This window comes from Parasphingorhabdus sp. (genome assembly GCF_041748495.1).
Lineage (GTDB): Bacteria > Pseudomonadota > Alphaproteobacteria > Sphingomonadales > Sphingomonadaceae > Parasphingorhabdus.
Map to the genome: position 1 here is coordinate 1 of NZ_JBGTDD010000104.1, position 17,696 is coordinate 17,696.

Below are 17,696 nucleotides of genomic sequence, written 5' to 3' on the forward strand. Positions count from 1 at the left end.
TGCGCCCATCACGATCGGATCCTTGCCCCGATGCGGCGACGCGCCGTGCGCACCGACCCCGTGGACAATGATATCGACGCTGTCGGACGAACTGCTCTTGATGCCTTCGTCGAGCGAAAGCTTCCCCGTCGGGGTGTCGGCCGACACGTGAAAAGCCATGGCGTAATCGGGTTTGGGGAAACGGGTATATAGTCCGTCTTCCATCATCAGCTTTGCTCCGCCGATCCGTTCTTCGGCCGGCTGCGCGATCAGCACCAGGGTGCCGGCCCACTGGTCCTTGCGCGCTGCCATCTGGCGGGCGGTGCCGATCAGCGAAGTGATATGCACATCATGCCCGCAGGCATGCATCACCGGCTGTTCCTCTCCGTCGATGCTGACCTGTTTGACGGTCGACATATAATCCAGTCCGCTGTCCTCGACGAGCGGCAGCCCGTCCATGTCGGCGCGCAGCATCAGCGTCGGACCCGCGCCATTTTTCATCACCGCGACGACACCTGTGCCACCGACCTGTTCGGTTACGGTGAAGCCCGCAGCGCGCCATTGCCGGGCCATGATCGCGGCGGTACGGGTTTCCTTGTAGGACAGTTCCGGGTTCTTGTGAAAATCGAGAAACAGGGCTTCCAGATCCTTGTCATAATCTGCCGCAATCGCTGCAGCCAGATCGGGCGACGGTGCGCTGCCTTGTGCCGCATCCGGTGCGGTCCAGATCAAGGCTGCTGTCGTCGCCAAAGCCAAAAGATGTTTCATGATTTTCCCCTGTGTTTTTTGCTTCTATGGCGGACCAAGACGAAATGCGCAAAGCTTGTTGCCTTCCGGGTCGCGGAAATAGGCGGCATAAAAAGCCATCGCGCCATCATCGCCGCGCACGCCCGGCGCGCCCTCGTCGCTGCCGCCCAGTTCGAGCGCCTTTTGGTAGAATGTGTCGACCTGCGCGCGTTCCTGCATCTGCAAGGCGATCATATTGCCATTGCCCGATTGTGCGGGCTCACCATTATCGGGCCTGGTGATGGCGATCGACGGCGTGGTCATGTCGACCCCATAAAGAGTGAAGCCATTTTCTTCCATCTCGATCAACCGTTTCGCTCCCAGTTCGCCGAGCAGCGCGTCATAATAGGTTCGCGCCTGGTCGAGATCATTGGTGCCGAGCGTGACATATCCGATCATGGTTTCTCTCCTCAATTCTTGACAGGGATTGCGGCAAAATTGGTCTTGCAGACACAGATCTTGTTCTGGTCATGGTCACGGAAATAGGCGCCGTAGAACATGTCCGGTGCCCGCCAGCCGGGATCGCCTTCATTGCCAGCGCCCTGTGCCAGCGCCCGGGCGTGGAACGCATCCACGTCTTCGGTCGTCTCGCATTGCAACGCCACCATCGTGCCATTGCCATGACAGGCATCGCCTTCGTCATACGGCGATGTGATGCACAGCATCGGCTCGCCCGGCGTCTTGCCATAAAACTGGCCGCCGGCCGGGGTCTTGAACATCCGCTTGATCCCGGTTCCCTCGAACACGGCGTCGTAAAAGGCGAAGGCCCGGTCTTTGTCGTTGGTGCCAAGCATGGTGTAGGCGATCATCTCTTCTCTCCTGATGGTCAGTGGGGTGGTGATTCGGTTGCTTAGTGAAACTTATCAGTCGCAGGAATAGATGCAATGACCTGCGGGGTCATGGTCGGAAACCTCGGTGCGAAAGAAAGCGACGCCTTTGCCGATCATGGGATTCCACCAAATGCCGGATTTCAGGCTATAGGCATGTCCGGAGTGACCGAAATAGGGCGTTTCTGCCGGCACGGACTCACAATCCGGGATCGCGGCTGATGCGGGAGGAAGGATTGTGACGGCCAGACCATAGAAACAATAATATCCGGCTTCGCTATCTCCGCTTTGTTGCGTCGGGCCGGATGCGATGAACCTGGCCTGCATCATCTGCCCCAGCGACGCTGGAGTCAGAAAGCCGTCGCCCTTGTTCAGGAACATCTGACCCACTTTTGCCAGATCCATCGCCGAAATGCGCAATCCGCCCTGCGGGCTGAAGATTGAACCGGTCTGGCCGAGCTGATAGCGGCTCAAGTCACAGCTACCATCTCTTGCCGGTACGATGGCACATGGCTCGCGAATCCCGCGCAGGTCATCCCGCGCCACACTGCCATCGGGGCGATAGAGCGTGACCGCAGCGGCGATCTTTGCATCGCTGCAGCCAATCCAGTTGAAACAGGCGTCGAGGCCCAGCGGTTTGAATAATTCATTCTGCATGATCCAGTCGAACCGTTTTCTGCTGGCCGCTTCCATGACCGCGGCAATCACCGGAAAGTTCAAGTTGGCGTAGGTGAAATAGCTCCCGGGAGGATGGTTGCTGTGCCATGCTTGGGGGTTGCGCAATTCCTCTTCCAGCAACGCATCCATGGGCAGGGCATAGTTGATGCCGTCGCGGAGGCCGGATCGATGGGATAGCAGATCAGCCAGCGTGATGGCTTTGTCCGGAAAGTCAGGATTGCGCAAGGACCACCCCAGATAGTCGCTGACGTCAGCATCAAGCTCCACTATTTGCTTTTCGACCAGACGCATCACGCCCAAGGCGACGAATAGCTTGGAAACCGAAGCGATTCGAACCGGATCGTCCGGCATCAGTGCGCGACCCGTGCTGCGGTTGGAATAGCCCTGAATCGCGGTGACCGAGACAGTGTCCGCTGTAAAATCGACCCTGATCGCGGCGGGTGGTCCCGGCAGCAGGGAATCAGCCTGAGCTGGAGCGGCGATCGCGATCAGGAACAAAAGCAAAAGGCAGGAGCGTGATGCCCCTGCCTTTTTTCTGATTCTTTCAGAGACCCTCTGGATCATCCAGCCGGGCAGGCTCCGATCCGCTTGCCGATACTCTTGGCGGTAATATCCATTTTCATGCCGCCAGCGCCGCCATTCATGTTCATCGTCATGTCATAGTTGCTCGGACCATATTGGCCGTCCATCGCCATGGTCATATTACCGGGTGCCCCGCCCATATTGCTACAGACCATTTCGGAGGAAACCGCGCCGCCGCTCATCTTGAATTTCTTGACTTCGCAATTGGTTTCTTCCTGAGCCGCGAAAAATTCCGCTCCCGGATTTTCCGCTTGCTCCTTGGTTATGCAAGATTTTGATTTCGTGACCTGGCCCTTCATACCGTCCATGATACCGGCTGGCGCGCCTGCTGGCAGGCCTTCGATTTTCACGTCCACTATTTCAACGCTATTTTCCCATTCGCCGGGCTCGAGCGTGACCTTGTTCATTTCCAGGGCCACTTCTTCCGTGCTGATCTTTCCGTCACCGTCGCGGTCAGCACCTTCGTCTGAACAGCCGGCAACCAGACAGATTGCAGCCACTGAAACTAGTAATTTTTTCACGTGAATATCCCTCGGTTATGTTGCTCCCGCAAACCGTCTTAAACCTGTGAATCGCAGATGTAAATTTGCGATCATCCCGGACTTCGGAAAATTCCATTCCGGGGATGACATTGGACCCTTTTTGTTCCATATCGCCATCATGACAGAATTGGTAATCAGAAGAGGTCTGGCGGAGCCGGAAACCGGTAAGGATTTCGTGCCGCACAAGCCCAGCCGGCCGGAAAAGTCGGAAGGCGGAAGGCGCTTCAAGCTGGTCAGCGATTATGAACCCGCTGGCGACCAGCCGGATGCGATCAGGGAACTGGTCGCGGGGATGCGCGAGGAAGAGCGCGACCAGGTGCTGCTCGGTGTCACCGGGTCGGGCAAGACTTTCACCATGGCCAAGATCATCGACGAACTGCAGCGGCCCGCCCTGATCTTGGCGCCCAACAAGATTCTGGCTGCGCAGCTATATGGTGAGTTCAAGAATTATTTTCCCGACAATGCCGTCGAATATTTCGTGTCTTATTATGACTATTACCAGCCCGAAGCCTATGTCGCGCGGTCGGACACCTATATCGAGAAGGAAAGCTCGGTAAACGAAGCGATCGACAGGATGCGGCACAGCGCCACCCGGTCGCTGCTCGAACGCGATGACGTGATCATCGTCGCTTCGGTATCCTGTCTCTACGGCATCGGCTCGGTCGAAACCTATTCGGCCATGATCTTTGACCTCAAGAAGGAACAGGCGGTCGACCAGCGGGATATCATCCGCAAGCTGGTGGCCTTGCAATATAAGAGAAACGACATGGCGTTCGCCCGCGGCACTTTCCGGGTGCGCGGCGACAATCTCGAGATTTTCCCGTCGCATTATGAAGACATGGCCTGGCGGATCAGTTTTTTCGGTGACGAGATCGAGGAGATTGTCGAATTTGATCCGCTGACCGGCAAGAGGGGCGCGAGCCTGGACCGGGTTCGGGTATTTGCCAATTCGCATTATGTGACGCCGGGGCCGACGATGAAACAGGCCACCGAGGCGATCAAGCTGGAACTGGGCGTCCGGCTCAAGGAACTGGAAGCCGAAGGCAAGTTGATCGAGCATCAGCGGTTGGAGCAGCGCACCAATTTCGATCTCGAGATGATAGCGGCCACCGGCAGCTGCGCCGGCATCGAAAATTATTCGCGCTTCCTGACCGGCCGCCTGCCGGGTGAACCGCCGCCGACCCTGTTCGAATATTTGCCCGACAATGCCTTGCTGTTTGTCGATGAAAGCCATCAGACCGTCCCGCAAATCGGCGCCATGTCCAAGGGCGATCACCGCCGCAAGATCACATTGGCTGAATATGGTTTCCGTCTGCCCAGTTGTATCGACAACCGGCCGCTGCGCTTCAACGAGTGGGACGCGATGCGGCCGCAGACGGTCAGCGTATCCGCGACCCCGGGAAAATGGGAGATGGAGCAGACCGGCGGGGTGTTCAGCGAACAGGTCATTCGTCCCACCGGGCTGATCGATCCGCCGGTCGAGATCAAGCCGGTCGAGGATCAGGTCGACGACGTGATCAACGAATGCCGCAAGGTCGCGGCGCAGGGCTATCGCACCCTGATCACGACGCTGACCAAAAGAATGGCCGAAGATCTGACCGAATTCATGCACGAGGCCGGGATCAAGGTCCGCTACATGCACAGCGATGTCGAGACGCTCGAACGGATCGAACTGATCCGCGATCTGCGACTGGGCGTCTATGACGTGCTGGTCGGAATCAACCTGTTGCGCGAAGGCCTGGATATCCCGGAATGCGGACTGGTGGCGATACTGGATGCCGACAAGGAAGGGTTCCTGCGCAGTGAAACATCGCTGATCCAGACCATTGGCCGAGCCGCGCGCAATATTGATGGCCGGGTCATTCTCTATGCCGACCGGATGACCGGATCGATGGAACGCGCGATCAGCGAGACCGATCGCCGCCGCGAGAAGCAGGTCGAATATAATCTGGCCCACGGCATCACGCCGACATCAATCAAGAAAAATATCGGTGATATTGTCGCCCATGCGACCGCCAAGGATATGGTCACCGGCGCGGTCGACGATGGCTCCGGTCATCTCGTCGGCCATAATCTGCGGGCGCATATCGAGAGCCTCGAGAAACGGATGCGAGATGCCGCGGCCGATCTCGAGTTCGAGGAAGCGGGCCGGCTGCGCGATGAAATCCGCAAGCTGGAAGCGGAAGAACTCGGCCTGCCCGCCGATCTGCAGGTTGCCCAGCCAAAGGGCAGGTCGACCGAAGGCAGGCCGGGGACGCGCAAGATGGGTTATGGGAAAACGCAGCGGAAGATGTAGCGATGTAGTAAGGACGTCGCTTACAACTGACGGCACTGGACGACAGCAAATCCGGAGACGAGGTCAGTGCAATGCAGTCCCGCCCCCGTCCGGGCAATTTTCTTGAGCGCGAATCGGCTGATAATCTAACTATATGGAAAATAACGCCTTTCCAAATATCGGCTGATAGGTCGCGTTCCCGTCTAATTGGCATGGCCGTCGAGCGTATATAAATTACAAAAAATAGTAATAATATTTCAATGATTTACGATTTGGGTCTATTGGTTACAAGACTGTTCATCTCCGGTTGGCTACAGGGTCACTATACAGATTTGACGTTATTTCCCCCGCTGCAAATTCCCGTCAAGCCGCGCAGGGCAGCAGCATAAAAAGCCTTGAAAATCATTCTCCACCGGACAAAACCGGAAGGGGATCGGGAAGAGTTTGACCGGCGGCGCCTTTAGGTAGGGTCGCACGCTGTCGGAACAAGGGCGGGAGACAGATCCGGGTTGTGTATTGGACCTGTCTCCCGATCCTGAGCATCACCCACAAGCAGCATTTGCTTCGTAATCAGGTCCGGGCAAAAAGGCGGCTCAGGACGCGTATTTGACCGAGCAGCCATAAGGCCGGGATTGCGCAATGCTCACCTTGTCTCCGGATTTGATTTCGCCCAGTGCCGCAAGCACGTGATTGCGTGCGTCCTTGATATCGGCGGGATTGGCTGTTGGCTTGTCGTCGATACCGCCTTGATAGACCAGTTTGCCGGACCCATCGATAATATACATGTGCGGTGTGGTCTTGGCGTCATAGGCCTTGCCTACCACACCTTTTGTGTCGAACAGATAGTTGCTCGCCTGGATATTCTGTTTTGTGATCAGCGATTTCGCTTCGGTACCGGTCATATGGCCCTGTTTGCCTTTCGCGCCGCTATTGATCGTCAACCAGATTGCCCCCTGTGCCCGTGCAGCCTTCTGGGTGGCTTGCATATTGCCGCTGTCATAATGTTTGGCCACAAAGGGGCAGCCGGGATTATGCCATTCGAGGATCACGGTCTTGCCGCGGAACTGCGATAGCTGGACCGTTTTTCCATTGATGTCGGTGAGTTTGAAGTCCTGGGCCATGGCGCCATTTTTCTGAGCGGCCGCCAGTGGACTTGCCAGTGCAATGGCGGCAACGGCTGCAATAGCGAAAGAGGGACGTCTCAGCATATCTTGTCTCCATTCATTGGGGGGTTGCCTCAAGCCTAGCAGTTTTCAACGGTCCCGTCACCAGTTCCGTCAAGGTTGCGACGGTCAATATTTGCGGGAGAATGACCGGTTCTTGGCCGGATGCATAATAAAGATAGAGCGGCACTCCGGCGCGGCCATGCTGTTCCAGAAACCTGCTGATTTGGGGATCGGGACGGGTCCAGTCGCCCATCAGGACAGCGACCTTGGCTGCTGCAAAGGCCTCGGCGGTCTCGCTGCGCTGGATCGCGGCCGCTTCATTGGCCTTGCAGGTGATGCACCAGTCGGCGGTAAAATAGGCGAATACGGGCTGACCCGATGCGCGCAATTCGGACAGGCGGCGTTCGCTGAAGGGTTCGCTGGGCACGGTCGCGCCAGATGCGCTCGCCAGCTTCCGATCATCCATCGCCGCTTCGCCAGGCAAGGCGAGGATACCGCCGATCACCGCGGCGACCATTGCCGCGCTGGTCAGCGCGCCGCGTGAGAGACCCCGCATCTGGCCGCCGCCGAACCACCACAGGACCAGCGCGACGATCAGAAGGAAGATCAGCGACAGGCCCAGCGCGTCGGTACCGATCTGCCGCCCCAGCAACCAGATCAGGCCGATGCTGGTAAGAAACATCGGGACCGCCATCGCCTTGCGAAAGCGATCGAGCCAGGGTCCGGGCTTCGGCAAGCGGCTGCGGATCGCCGGCACGAAGGCGATCAGCAGGAAGGGCAAGGCCAGGCCGACACCCAGGCCGGCAAAGATTATCAATGCGGCAATCGGCGGCAGGACGATCGTTGCGCCCAGGGCGGCGGCCATGAAAGGGCCGGTGCAGGGGGTAGCGACGAAGGCGGCGAGCGCACCGGTCCAGAAAGATCCGGCGGCGCCATCCTTCCGGGTCAGCTTGTTGCCAAAATTGACATTGGGCAGTTCAAACAGGCCGGCAAGATTGAGACCGATGGCGGTCACCAGCGCCAGCAGCACGAATATGATTCGGGGGTCCTGCAGTTGAAAGGCCCAGCCGACCGCTGCACCGCTGGCCCGCAGGCCGAGCAGGATCGCGCCAAGCGCGGTGGCAACCAGAATGACGCCAGCAGTATAGGCCAGCGCATCCCGCCGCACATCGGCTTCCTGACCACCCGCCTTGGCCAGACTGATGGCCTTGAGGCTGAGGATCGGAAAGACACAGGGCATCAGGTTGAGCAGTAGCCCGCCCAATATGGCACCGCCCAGTGCGAGAAAGAGCAGCGAGCTGCTGGCTTGGCTCTTGGCGCCGTCATTGATCAAGGGCAGGCCTGCCATTGCGACATCACCCTTGGTCGCCGTGAATAGCAGCCCCATATGATCGCCGATTTTCAATATGCCGCTGATACTGTCCCGATCATCCCCGCGCGCTCCGGTTTCGAGGATCAACTGATCACCGTTGCGACTGAATTTCTGCGGCGCGGCATAATCGATTATGCCGTCTTCCTTGATGAAGAAATAAGGCTCGTCAATCTGGACATTGGCCGGCAGGGGCACCGCCAGGCGGAAAAGATCATCATTGACGGCAAAGCTTGCATCGCTCCCCAGGGCGCGCGGCAGGGCAGCACGAAAATCGTTGAACCGCTTGTCCTGCGAGGTCGCCGATTGATTTCCGACAACCTGCAAAGTGATCGACAGTTCATCCTGTTCTGGCACGCAAATTTCATCGGTGCAGGAGAGCCATTCGGATTTGACAGAAATCGGCAGCGGACCGGGACGGACGTCTTTTGACAGGGTCAGATTGACCAGAACCGCATAGTCGCCCTTGTACACATAGTTCATGATGCCGGATATCAGCAGCGTGTCGGGAACCGGAAACTGGGCTTTACTAACGCTAACCCCCGCAGGCAGTTTCCAGTCGAAACTCATTCCGATCCCGGCATCGCCCGGATTTTCCCAATAGCCGTGCCAGGTTGGTTTCGGTTCCATGAGAAAGGCCAGGGTTACACTTTGTCCGGCCTGCACCTGCTGCGATTCCGCCAGCAGTGTAGCGGGTACATTCAATTCCGTATTGCCTAGCCGGTTCTGTGCGTCGGCCGCCGGCGCAAAGGCCAGAGCCACAAACGCCAGCATGATCGGCAAGATGCGAAAATCAAATGTCATAAAAACTCACCATTTCCTGTTTAAACGCATTTAGGCTATCAGCGGGCCGCTTTCTATAGCTGCTTTTACATGTAAGGACTATTCGTGCAAAAATTGACCCAAGTTACAGCTCTGGCGGCGTGTCTCATGTTTTCCGGAATCGCAAATGCCGAAGAACCCGCCACTGACGACAGAGCCAAACCAAAACTGGTCGTCGCCATATCGGTCGATCATTTGTCTGCCGACCTGTTCAGTGAATATCGCAGCAGCTTTACCGGGGGGCTGAAACGTCTGGCGGGCGGAGCAGTATTCCCGTCGGGCTATCAAGCGCAGGCAGCAACCGAAACCTGCCCCGGACATGCGACGATCATGACAGGTGTGCATTCCGGACGCGCCGGGATCATTGCCAATAACTGGATCGACCTGTCGATCGCTCGTGACGACAAGACGGTATATTGCGCCGAAGACGAGCGCATTGAAGGCACCAGCTTTGGCGATATCACCGCCGCCTCGCAAGGCGACTATGTCGCCTCGGCCTGGCATCTGCTGGTGCCGACCCTGGGTGAACGGCTGAAGACAATATCGCCTGAATCCCGCAACGTCGCGGTGGCGGGCAAGGACCGGTCAGCCCTGATGATGGGCGGTAAGCAAGTTGACGAAATTTACTGGTGGAAGGGCAAGGGATTCACCACCCTGCAGGGTCGCAAGACATTGCCTTCGATAGCGGCGCTGAATGGAGCGATCGGCGAAAAAATTGACAAGGCCCGCCCTGCTTATGCGACCCCGGGTCATTGCGCAGCACGGAGCAGCAAAATATTGTACGGAGAGGGCCAGTCCGTTGGAGATTATGCCTTCCAGCGTCCTGATGGTGCGGCTAGCATCTATCGGGGTTCGCCAGATCTGGACAGTTCGGTGTTGGACGCAGCAACGGCTGTGCTCAAGGAACTGGCGCTGGGTCGGGGTGAAGCGACCGATATATTGTCAATCGGTCTGGCTGCGACCGACTATATCGGCCACGCCTTTGGCACGGAAGGCCTTGAAATGTGCATCCAGATGGCCGAACTGGATCGCTCGCTGGGACAGTTTTTCGAAATATTGGATGGCGAAGGCATTGATTATGTCGTGATGCTGACGGCCGATCATGGCGGGCTTGACCTGCCGGAACGGATGAGCCTGCAGGGTGTGCCGACGGCACAGCGGATCGAGGCCGGTTTCAATGCAAAGGCCATTGGCGAGACCGTAGCCAGAGAACTGGGCCTGCCGAACGACAAACGCGTCCTCTACGCGGACGGACCGTTTGGCGATTATTATGTCAGCCTGGATCTTCCGGAAGACCAGCGGCAGCAGGTCAAGGACAGCGCCATGGCGCTGATCGCGGCCCACAGCCAGGTTGAGGCGGTATTGGACCATGACGATCTTTTGGATGTGACAGTGCCGGATGGAGCGCCTGAAATTTGGACCCTGGCCGAGCGCGCCCGGGCCTCTTTTCACCCTGACCGATCTGGCGATTTTGTCGTTCTGTTAAAAAAAGCCGTCACGCCGATTGCCTCGACCTCACGCGGCTATGTCGCAACGCATGGCAGCCCGTGGGATTATGATCGCCGCGTCCCGATCCTGTTCTGGCGGGAAGGAATCCAGCAATTCGAGCAGCCGCTATCGGTGATGACAGTCGATATCGCCCCGACGCTGGCTGCGCTTATCGGCGTCAATATTCCGGCGGAGGAAATCGACGGAAAATGTCTGGATATTGATGGCGGAGCCGGGAATAGCTGCAATTGAGCTACCGCCGCTGATAGCGGGTCAAGCCGGTTCCCAGGCTGTTGTTCGCAATCCTGAGTTGATCGCCGCTCCAGTCGGCGACAAACCAGGTTTTGCGTTGGACGCCCTTGGCTAGCGAAGCGCTGTTGGAATGGATGTTGAGACCGGTGGAACTATGGTCCCGGTCTTCGGCTGCCACCGCGATGAATGCACTCCAATTGTCCTTGTTCTGGCCCTGGACAAAAACATTGCCGCTGATCACCCCGGTTGCACCGGCCGGCAGGTCGATCATGTAATTGGTGTTGCGGCCCTGGGTGTCGTCGAAGCTGTTGTTGTTGATCGTCGCCCGGGGCGCGCGGCTTTTGACATAATGGCCGCCGCTGCCCTTCTCGAATCGGCTATTAGTCACCTTCAGCGAACCGAAATCGCCGATGTAAATGCTGTGCGCGCAGGACAGGCCGCGATCGCAGCGGCCCAGTCGCTGAAAGGTCGACCGGTCGATGACTATTTCGGCGCTGGGATCATCGGCGCTCAAGATCCCCTGCTCGGCGTTGCGAAACATGGCGTTATAGATGTAGAGATCACCGCGCTCGATCCTTATGCCAGCGCCATTGCCATCCGGCACGCGCTGGTTCTGGAAGATGATGCCGTCGATGGTCGCCGCCTTGCCGCGCAGAACCAGAGTTGCCTTCTGCTCGCAGATGCCGCCGTCAAAAATTGTTTTGCCCGGCATGGAAGCCTTATAGGTGATGCGGCCAGCCGTCTGAACCACGCAATCGCCATAAGTACCGGGCGCAATCACGATGGTTGCGTTATTGCCGCCAACTGCTGCGACCGCGTCGGAAAGTCTGGTATAGCTCTGTCCGGTTTCCGTGATCGAGAACGGCGCATTGCGCTGCGCCTGCGCTGCGGTGGCTACGACGCTGGCCGACATGATTACGGCTATCAACGGGAACTTGAAGATCATTTTGGTCATCCTGAATCGGGATAATAGGACAGTTTCATTACCGCGTGCCGCGATGTCGAACAATATCATTACATCGCCTGTCCCAGATGAATTCAGGCTGAGCAACACAGATTAATAGGTTAACAGCGACGGTCTATTCGTTGAGATTCGGCCGCAACCACTGGCGTGCCTGGTCTAGCGAGATGGCGCGCCGCTCCGCATAATCCTCGACCTGGTCTTCACCAATCCGTGCCACGCCGAAATATTCCGCCTGTGGGTGGGCAAGATAGAAACCTGATACCGCAGCGGTGGGTGTCATGGCAAAGCCGCTGGTCAGCTCGATACCGGTATTTTCCGTGGCATCGAGCATATCGAACAGGATCGGTTTCAGACTATGGTCGGGACAGGCAGGATAGCCCGGGGCAGGGCGGATACCCTGATATTTTTCCCGGATCAGGTCGGTTTTGTTCAGGCCCTCATCCGCACCATAGCCCCACAAATCCCGGCGCACATGCTCGTGCATCCGCTCGGCAAAGGCCTCGGCCAGCCGGTCGGCCAGTGCTTTCAGCAGGATGCTGTTATAATCGTCCTTGTCCATTTCGAAGCGCTGGACATGTTCGTCGATGCCATGACCGGTGGTAACGGCAAAGCCGCCGATCCAGTCATCTTCGGTGTCGATGAAATCGGCGAGACAATGATTTGGCTTGCCGCCGCGCTTGACGACCTGCTGGCGCAACATCGGCAGGGCAGTTTCCTCATTATCCGGAGAGACCAGGATATCGTCGCCTTCCCGCCGTGCGCGCCACAGACCAGCGACGCCTTTTGCTGTCAGCCATTTTTCATCGATGATCTTGTCGAGCATGGCCTGCGCATCGCGGAACAGGTCGCTGGCGCTCTCACCGACCACTTTGTCGGTCAGGATCGCCGGATAATTTCCCGCTAGCTCCCAGGCGCGGAAAAAGGGTGTCCAGTCGATATAGTCGCGCAGGTCTGCCAGGTCCCAATCGTCGTAAACATGCAATCCCGGTTTTGCTGGTGCCGAGGCCTTGAGCGACGGATCGATCACCGCTGCATTGGCCCGCGCTTCTTCCAGGGTGGAAAGTTTCTTGCCGGTCTTGCCCGCGCGCGCAATGCGGACCTGCTCATATTCTTCACGCGTTTTGGTGATGAAGCCAACCGCCTGGGTGTCGCTGACCAGCTGCGACGCCACACCGACGGCGCGGCTCGCATCCAGCACATGGATGGTCGGGCCGGTATAGGCGGGTTCGATGCGCAGCGCCGTATGGGTTTTCGACGTGGTCGCACCGCCGATCATCAAGGGCATTTGCATTTTTGCCCGCTCCATCTCTTCGGCCACGGTCACCATTTCATCGAGGGAAGGCGTGATCAGCCCCGACAGGCCGATAATGTCGGCATCATTTTCATTGGCAGCCTTCAAAATGTCCGTCCAGGATACCATCACGCCGAGATCGATGACTTCAAAGCCGTTGCACTGCAGCACGACGCCGACGATATTCTTGCCGATATCGTGCACGTCGCCCTTGACCGTGGCCATGATGATCTTGCCCTTGCCCTTGGCCTTCTCGTCCTTTTCCGCTTCGATATAGGGAAACAGATGGGCGACGGCCTTTTTCATGACCCGCGCGGATTTCACCACCTGCGGCAGGAACATCTTGCCCGAGCCGAACAGGTCGCCGACGATGTTCATGCCGTCCATCAGCGGTCCCTCGATCACTTCGATCGGCCGTCCGCCGCGATCCTTGACCGCGAGGCGCATTTCCTCGGTATCATCGACGATATGCGCATCGATGCCCTTGACCAGCGCATGCTCCAGACGCTTGTGCACTTCATAGCCGCGCCATTCCGCCGCTGCCTTTTCCGCCACTTCATCGGTGCCGCGGAATTTTTCCGCCAGAGTGATCAGCCGGTCGGTGGCATCGTCGCGGCGGTCGAATATCACATCTTCGCAAAGCTCGCGCAATTCCGGATCGATATCGTCGTAAATGTCCAGCTGCCCGGCGTTGACGATCGCCATATCCATGCCCGCAGGAATGGCGTGATAGAGAAAGACGCTGTGCATCGCCTTGCGAACCGGCTCGTTGCCGCGAAAGCTGAAGGACAGATTGGACAGCCCACCGGAAATATGGACATGCGGGCAGCGCTTCCGGATCTCTTCGGTGGCCTCAATGAAGTCGAGCCCGTAACGGCGATGCTCGTCAATGCCGGTGGCAATGGCGAACACGTTGGGGTCGAAGATGATATCTTCCGGCGGGAAGCCGATGCCGGTCAGCAACTTGTAGGCGCGTTCGCAGATCTCGATCTTGCGCTCCTTGGTGTCGGCCTGTCCGGTTTCATCAAAGGCCATGACCACGACAGCCGCGCCATAAGCCATGCATTTGCGGGCGTGATCGAGAAATTCTTCCTCGCCTTCCTTCATCGAGATGGAATTGACGATCGGCTTGCCGGACACGCATTTCAGTCCGGCCTCGATCACCGACCATTTGCTGCTGTCGATCATCACCGGTACGCGGGCGATATCGGGTTCGGCGGAAATCAGCTTGAGAAAGGTGGTCATCGCATGATGGGCGTCGAGCAGGCCCTCGTCCATGTTGATATCAATCACCTGCGCGCCATTCTCGACCTGCTGGCGAGCGACCTCGACCGCGGCTTCATAGTCATCGTTGAGGATCAGCTTCTTGAACCGCGCCGAGCCGGTAACATTGGTACGTTCGCCGATATTGACGAAATTGGTGGAGGAAGACTGTGTCATATTATTGCGATGGTATCCGTTGGTCCCGGACAATGCCGGGAGACAATTGTTTTTGCGCCGTTCTTGCCTCGCGGCACGCGAAATAAAAGCTGCTGATGGTTCAGGCCGCCATGGTGAATGGTTCCAGTCCGGAAAGGCGGGTGCGGACGGTGACGGCCGGTATCGTGCGCGGTTCCTGATCCGCCACGGCGTCGGCTATCGCACGGATATGCTCCGGTGTGGTGCCACAGCAGCCACCGACAATATTGACCAGCCGATCCTTCAGCCAGTCGCCGATCAGTTCCGCAGTTTCCTGCGGCATCTCGTCATATTCGCCCAGATCATTGGGCAGGCCGGCATTGGGATAAGCCATGATCAGGCAGTCCGCCTCTTTCGACAGCATGGCGAGATGCGGCCTGAGCTGGTCGGCTCCGAAAGAACAGTTGAGCCCGATGGTCAGCGGCTTCAAATGCCGGACCGCATGCCAGAAGGCCTCGACGGTATGGCCGGACAGATTTCGCCCCGACAGATCGGTGAGGGTCATCGATATCATCAGCGGCACGTCCCGGCCGCAGGCTTCCGCGGCTTCCATCGCCGCCATGCCGGCGCATTTGGCGTTGAGCGTGTCAAATATGGTTTCGATCAGCAGAAAGTCGACTCCGCCGTCGATCAAGGCGTCGCATTGCTCGCGATAGACGCCTTTCAGATAATCATAGTCAATTTCCCGGAAGCCGGGATCATTGACATCGGGCGACAGCGACAGCGTCTTGTTGGTCGGGCCGATTGACCCGGCAACAAAGCGCGGCCGACCATCCTTGGCTTCCGCCTTGTCACAGGCCGCTCGCGCAATTTCAGCCGATTTGACATTCAAATCGCGCACCAGATGCTCGCAGCCATAGTCGGCCTGGCTGATCACCGTGGAGCTGAACGTATTGGTTTCGATAATATCGGCCCCAGCGTCGAGATAGGATGTATGAATGGCTTCGATGATGTCCGGCCGGGTCAGGCTGAGCAGGTCATTATTGCCCTTCTGGTCATCGGTCAGGTCGAGACTGCCGCGATAATCGTCTTCACCCAGACGGTAATTCTGGATCGCCGTGCCATAGCCGCCGTCGAACACCAGGATGCGTTCTGCGGCCAGATTTTGAACGGCTTCGCGTGCGCTGGTCATGCTGCCTTCTCCTGTCGTGTGCCCGTGGGCCGTTTGCCAAGCAAATGGCAAATGGCGTAGCTGAGTTCTGCCCGGTTGAGCGTGTAGAAATGGAACTGGCGAACGCCGCCGGCATAAAGCTTGCGGCACAATTCTGCCGCCACCGTGGCCGCGATCAATTGACGGGCCGAAGGATGGTCATCCAGTCCCTCGAACAGATCGTTCATCCAGTCCGGTATTTCCGCGCCGCAGAGTCCGGCAAATTTGCGCGTCTGGGCAACATTGGAAACCGGCAAGATGCCGGGCACCAGCTCAGCATCAATCCCGGCCGCCGCCGCCGCGTCGCGGAACCGGAAAAAGGCTTCGGCGGTAAAGAAAAACTGGGTGATCGCCCGACTGGCTCCGGCGTCCAGCTTGCGCTTCAGATTGTCGAGATCGGCTTGCGGGCAATCGGCTTCGGGATGGGTTTCCGGATAGGCGGCGACCGATATCTCGAACGGGGCAATGTCGGTCAGCCCTTTCACCAGCTCTGCCGCGCTGGCGTAGCCCTGGGGATGCGGCTCAAAAGCCTGACCTTCTGCTGGCGGGTCGCCGCGCAGGGCGACGATGTGACGAACACCCGCGGCCCAATAGGATCGAGCGACTTCGGCGATTTCCGCTTTGCTCGCGCCGACGCAGGTCAAATGCGCCGCGGCAGGAATATTGGTTTCCTGTGCAATCCGCGCCACCGTGGCGTGTGTGCGCTCACGCGTGGTGCCGCCGGCACCATAAGTGACCGAGACAAATCGCGGACTGAGTGGCTCCAGCGTGACCACGCTTTCCCAGAGAGTCTTTTCCATTTTCTCAGATTTCGGCGGGAAAAATTCGAACGAGACATCGGCATCTCCGCTCAATCCGGCGAACAGCGGTACGTCTAGCGCCCGCTTGGCCTCTTCCAGCTCGATCAGGCCCATCGGCCGGGTTGGATTGTTCATGCTGATGCTCTTTTCAAATTTTCAGATTGGGAAGCCGTTTTGCCGGATTCGGGATGAAGGCTGGGCACGGCAGGTTTTCTGGCGACCCAGATTTTGACGGTCAGCTCGCCGCCGTCCAGGGTTCTGGTCTGTACCAGCTCGAGCTTCGATGCGGTGAGCCAATGTTTCATGCTGGCATCGCTGAAACCGAGCCGTGCATGCGCATGTTCGGTGCGCAGATCTTCCCGATCATGCGCCGCAAAATCCGCGATCACGACAATGCCAGCCGTTTTCAGCACCCGGGACACTTCCACCAGCACCGCCTCCGGATGCTGGGCAAAATGCAGGACCTGATGCAGAATGACGCTATCAACCGTGCCATTTGCGACCGGCAAATTATTGAAATCACCCTGCTTCAGCTCTGTTTTCTGAACCAGATCGGTGCCACCAACGGTCTCGCTTTCAAGCAATTTGGCCCGGGCCAGCCGCAGCATTTCCGGGCTATTGTCGATGGCGATGATCGATTGCGCCGAAGCCCCGAACAGTTCGACCATCCGCCCGGTACCGGTGCCGATATCCAGCATCTTGCCGAGCGGTGCGTCCCGCAGCAGGCCCAGCATGGCCCGTTCAACTTCCGCTTCCGGCAAATGCAGCGACCGGATCGCATCCCATTCTGCAGCATGCGCGGCAAAATAGCGCTCGGCCATTTCCGCCCGCGCTTTGCGGACCAGTGACAGCTGCTCCTGATCCTGGAGCGCCTGTTCGGATTTCGCGACCTTGTCCGACCGAAAAATGCGCCCCAATATTTCCAGCTCTGATGCGGGCCCGGGTTTCAGGAACACCCAGCTGCCTTCCTTCCGCCGCTCCGCCAGGCCGGCTTCATCCAATATTCTGATGTGCCTCGAAATTCGGGGCTGACTTTGATTCAATATCTGTGCAAGTTCCCCGACGGCGAGTTCCATCTTTTGCAGCAGCAGCATGATTCGCAACCGCGTGGGGTCGGCGAGCGCTCTGAAGATGTTCAAGATATTGTCCATGTCAGGCACGTATATAAAGAAATCTTTATATCTGGTCAATCGGCTTGATTCTCGTCATTTGCTTTTGCCGGCGCTGGCCTGGCCGGGTGAATTTCGAGATCCGGACATTCCCGAAT

The 17,696-nt window shown here is 58.0% G+C and carries 14 protein-coding genes; 2 read left to right on the plus strand and 12 right to left on the minus strand.

Annotation, left to right across the window (positions count from 1 at the left end):
* The 5 genes from ACEW8J_RS09430 to ACEW8J_RS09450 form a co-directional block, all read right to left on the minus strand.
* The coding region (locus ACEW8J_RS09430; RefSeq protein WP_373491385.1) for an amidohydrolase at positions 1-747 on the minus strand (747 nt) is incomplete at its 3' end.
* 24 nt (positions 748-771) lie between these two features.
* Positions 772-1,164: a VOC family protein gene (locus ACEW8J_RS09435; RefSeq protein WP_373491386.1), complete on the minus strand. Its 393-nt coding sequence runs from the start codon at positions 1,162-1,164 to the stop codon at positions 772-774.
* Positions 1,165-1,175: 11 nt separating this feature from the next.
* Positions 1,176-1,574, minus strand: coding sequence for a VOC family protein (locus tag ACEW8J_RS09440; protein WP_373491387.1), 399 nt, complete (start codon positions 1,572-1,574; stop codon positions 1,176-1,178).
* 54 nt (positions 1,575-1,628) lie between these two features.
* Entirely contained in the window at positions 1,629-2,774 is a 1,146-nt protein-coding gene (locus ACEW8J_RS09445) for a serine hydrolase domain-containing protein (protein ID WP_373491388.1), read from the minus strand.
* Between the two features lie 56 nt (positions 2,775-2,830).
* On the minus strand, positions 2,831-3,373 hold the full coding sequence (locus tag ACEW8J_RS09450; RefSeq protein WP_373491389.1) for a DUF3617 domain-containing protein: 543 nt from the start codon (positions 3,371-3,373) through the stop codon (positions 2,831-2,833).
* Positions 3,374-3,512: 139 nt separating this feature from the next.
* Between ACEW8J_RS09450 and uvrB the strand changes: the two genes are divergently transcribed.
* The gene (gene uvrB, locus ACEW8J_RS09455) at positions 3,513-5,690 is read left to right on the plus strand and encodes an excinuclease ABC subunit UvrB (RefSeq protein WP_373491390.1); all 2,178 of its coding nucleotides are present in this window, start codon (positions 3,513-3,515) and stop codon (positions 5,688-5,690) included.
* Positions 5,691-6,262: 572 nt separating this feature from the next.
* Here uvrB and ACEW8J_RS09460 read toward each other — a convergent pair.
* Together ACEW8J_RS09460 and ACEW8J_RS09465 are read right to left on the minus strand one after the other, a co-directional pair.
* Positions 6,263-6,877 carry a redoxin domain-containing protein gene (locus ACEW8J_RS09460; protein ID WP_373491391.1) on the minus strand — a complete coding sequence of 205 codons (615 nt, stop codon included), beginning with the start codon at positions 6,875-6,877 and terminating at the stop codon, positions 6,263-6,265.
* A gap of 13 nt (positions 6,878-6,890) precedes the next feature.
* Positions 6,891-9,008 (minus strand): protein-disulfide reductase DsbD family protein, encoded by a 2,118-nt coding sequence (locus ACEW8J_RS09465; protein WP_373491392.1) that lies wholly within the window; start codon positions 9,006-9,008, stop codon positions 6,891-6,893.
* Positions 9,009-9,134: 126 nt separating this feature from the next.
* Between ACEW8J_RS09465 and ACEW8J_RS09470 the strand changes: the two genes are divergently transcribed.
* Complete coding sequence (locus ACEW8J_RS09470) at positions 9,135-10,766, plus strand: alkaline phosphatase family protein (RefSeq protein ID WP_373491414.1); 1,632 nt, start codon at positions 9,135-9,137, stop codon at positions 10,764-10,766.
* Position 10,767: 1 nt separating this feature from the next.
* Here the strand turns inward: ACEW8J_RS09470 and ACEW8J_RS09475 are convergent, their stop codons facing one another.
* The 5 genes from ACEW8J_RS09475 to ACEW8J_RS09495 form a co-directional block, all read right to left on the minus strand.
* A complete protein-coding gene (locus ACEW8J_RS09475) occupies positions 10,768-11,712 on the minus strand; it encodes a right-handed parallel beta-helix repeat-containing protein (RefSeq protein WP_373491393.1) in 945 nt (314 codons plus the stop codon).
* Between the two features lie 133 nt (positions 11,713-11,845).
* Entirely contained in the window at positions 11,846-14,641 is a 2,796-nt protein-coding gene (gene metH, locus ACEW8J_RS09480; protein WP_373491415.1) for a methionine synthase, read from the minus strand.
* Positions 14,562-15,611, minus strand: coding sequence for a homocysteine S-methyltransferase family protein (locus ACEW8J_RS09485; protein WP_373491394.1), 1,050 nt, complete (start codon positions 15,609-15,611; stop codon positions 14,562-14,564). Before ACEW8J_RS09485 ends, metH begins: the two co-directional genes overlap by 80 nt.
* Entirely contained in the window at positions 15,608-16,564 is a 957-nt protein-coding gene (gene metF, locus ACEW8J_RS09490; RefSeq protein ID WP_373491395.1) for a methylenetetrahydrofolate reductase, read from the minus strand. Before metF ends, ACEW8J_RS09485 begins: the two co-directional genes overlap by 4 nt.
* Positions 16,561-17,580: an ArsR/SmtB family transcription factor gene (locus tag ACEW8J_RS09495; RefSeq protein ID WP_373491396.1), complete on the minus strand. Its 1,020-nt coding sequence runs from the start codon at positions 17,578-17,580 to the stop codon at positions 16,561-16,563. Before ACEW8J_RS09495 ends, metF begins: the two co-directional genes overlap by 4 nt.
* Between the last annotated feature and the right edge of the window lie 116 nt (positions 17,581-17,696).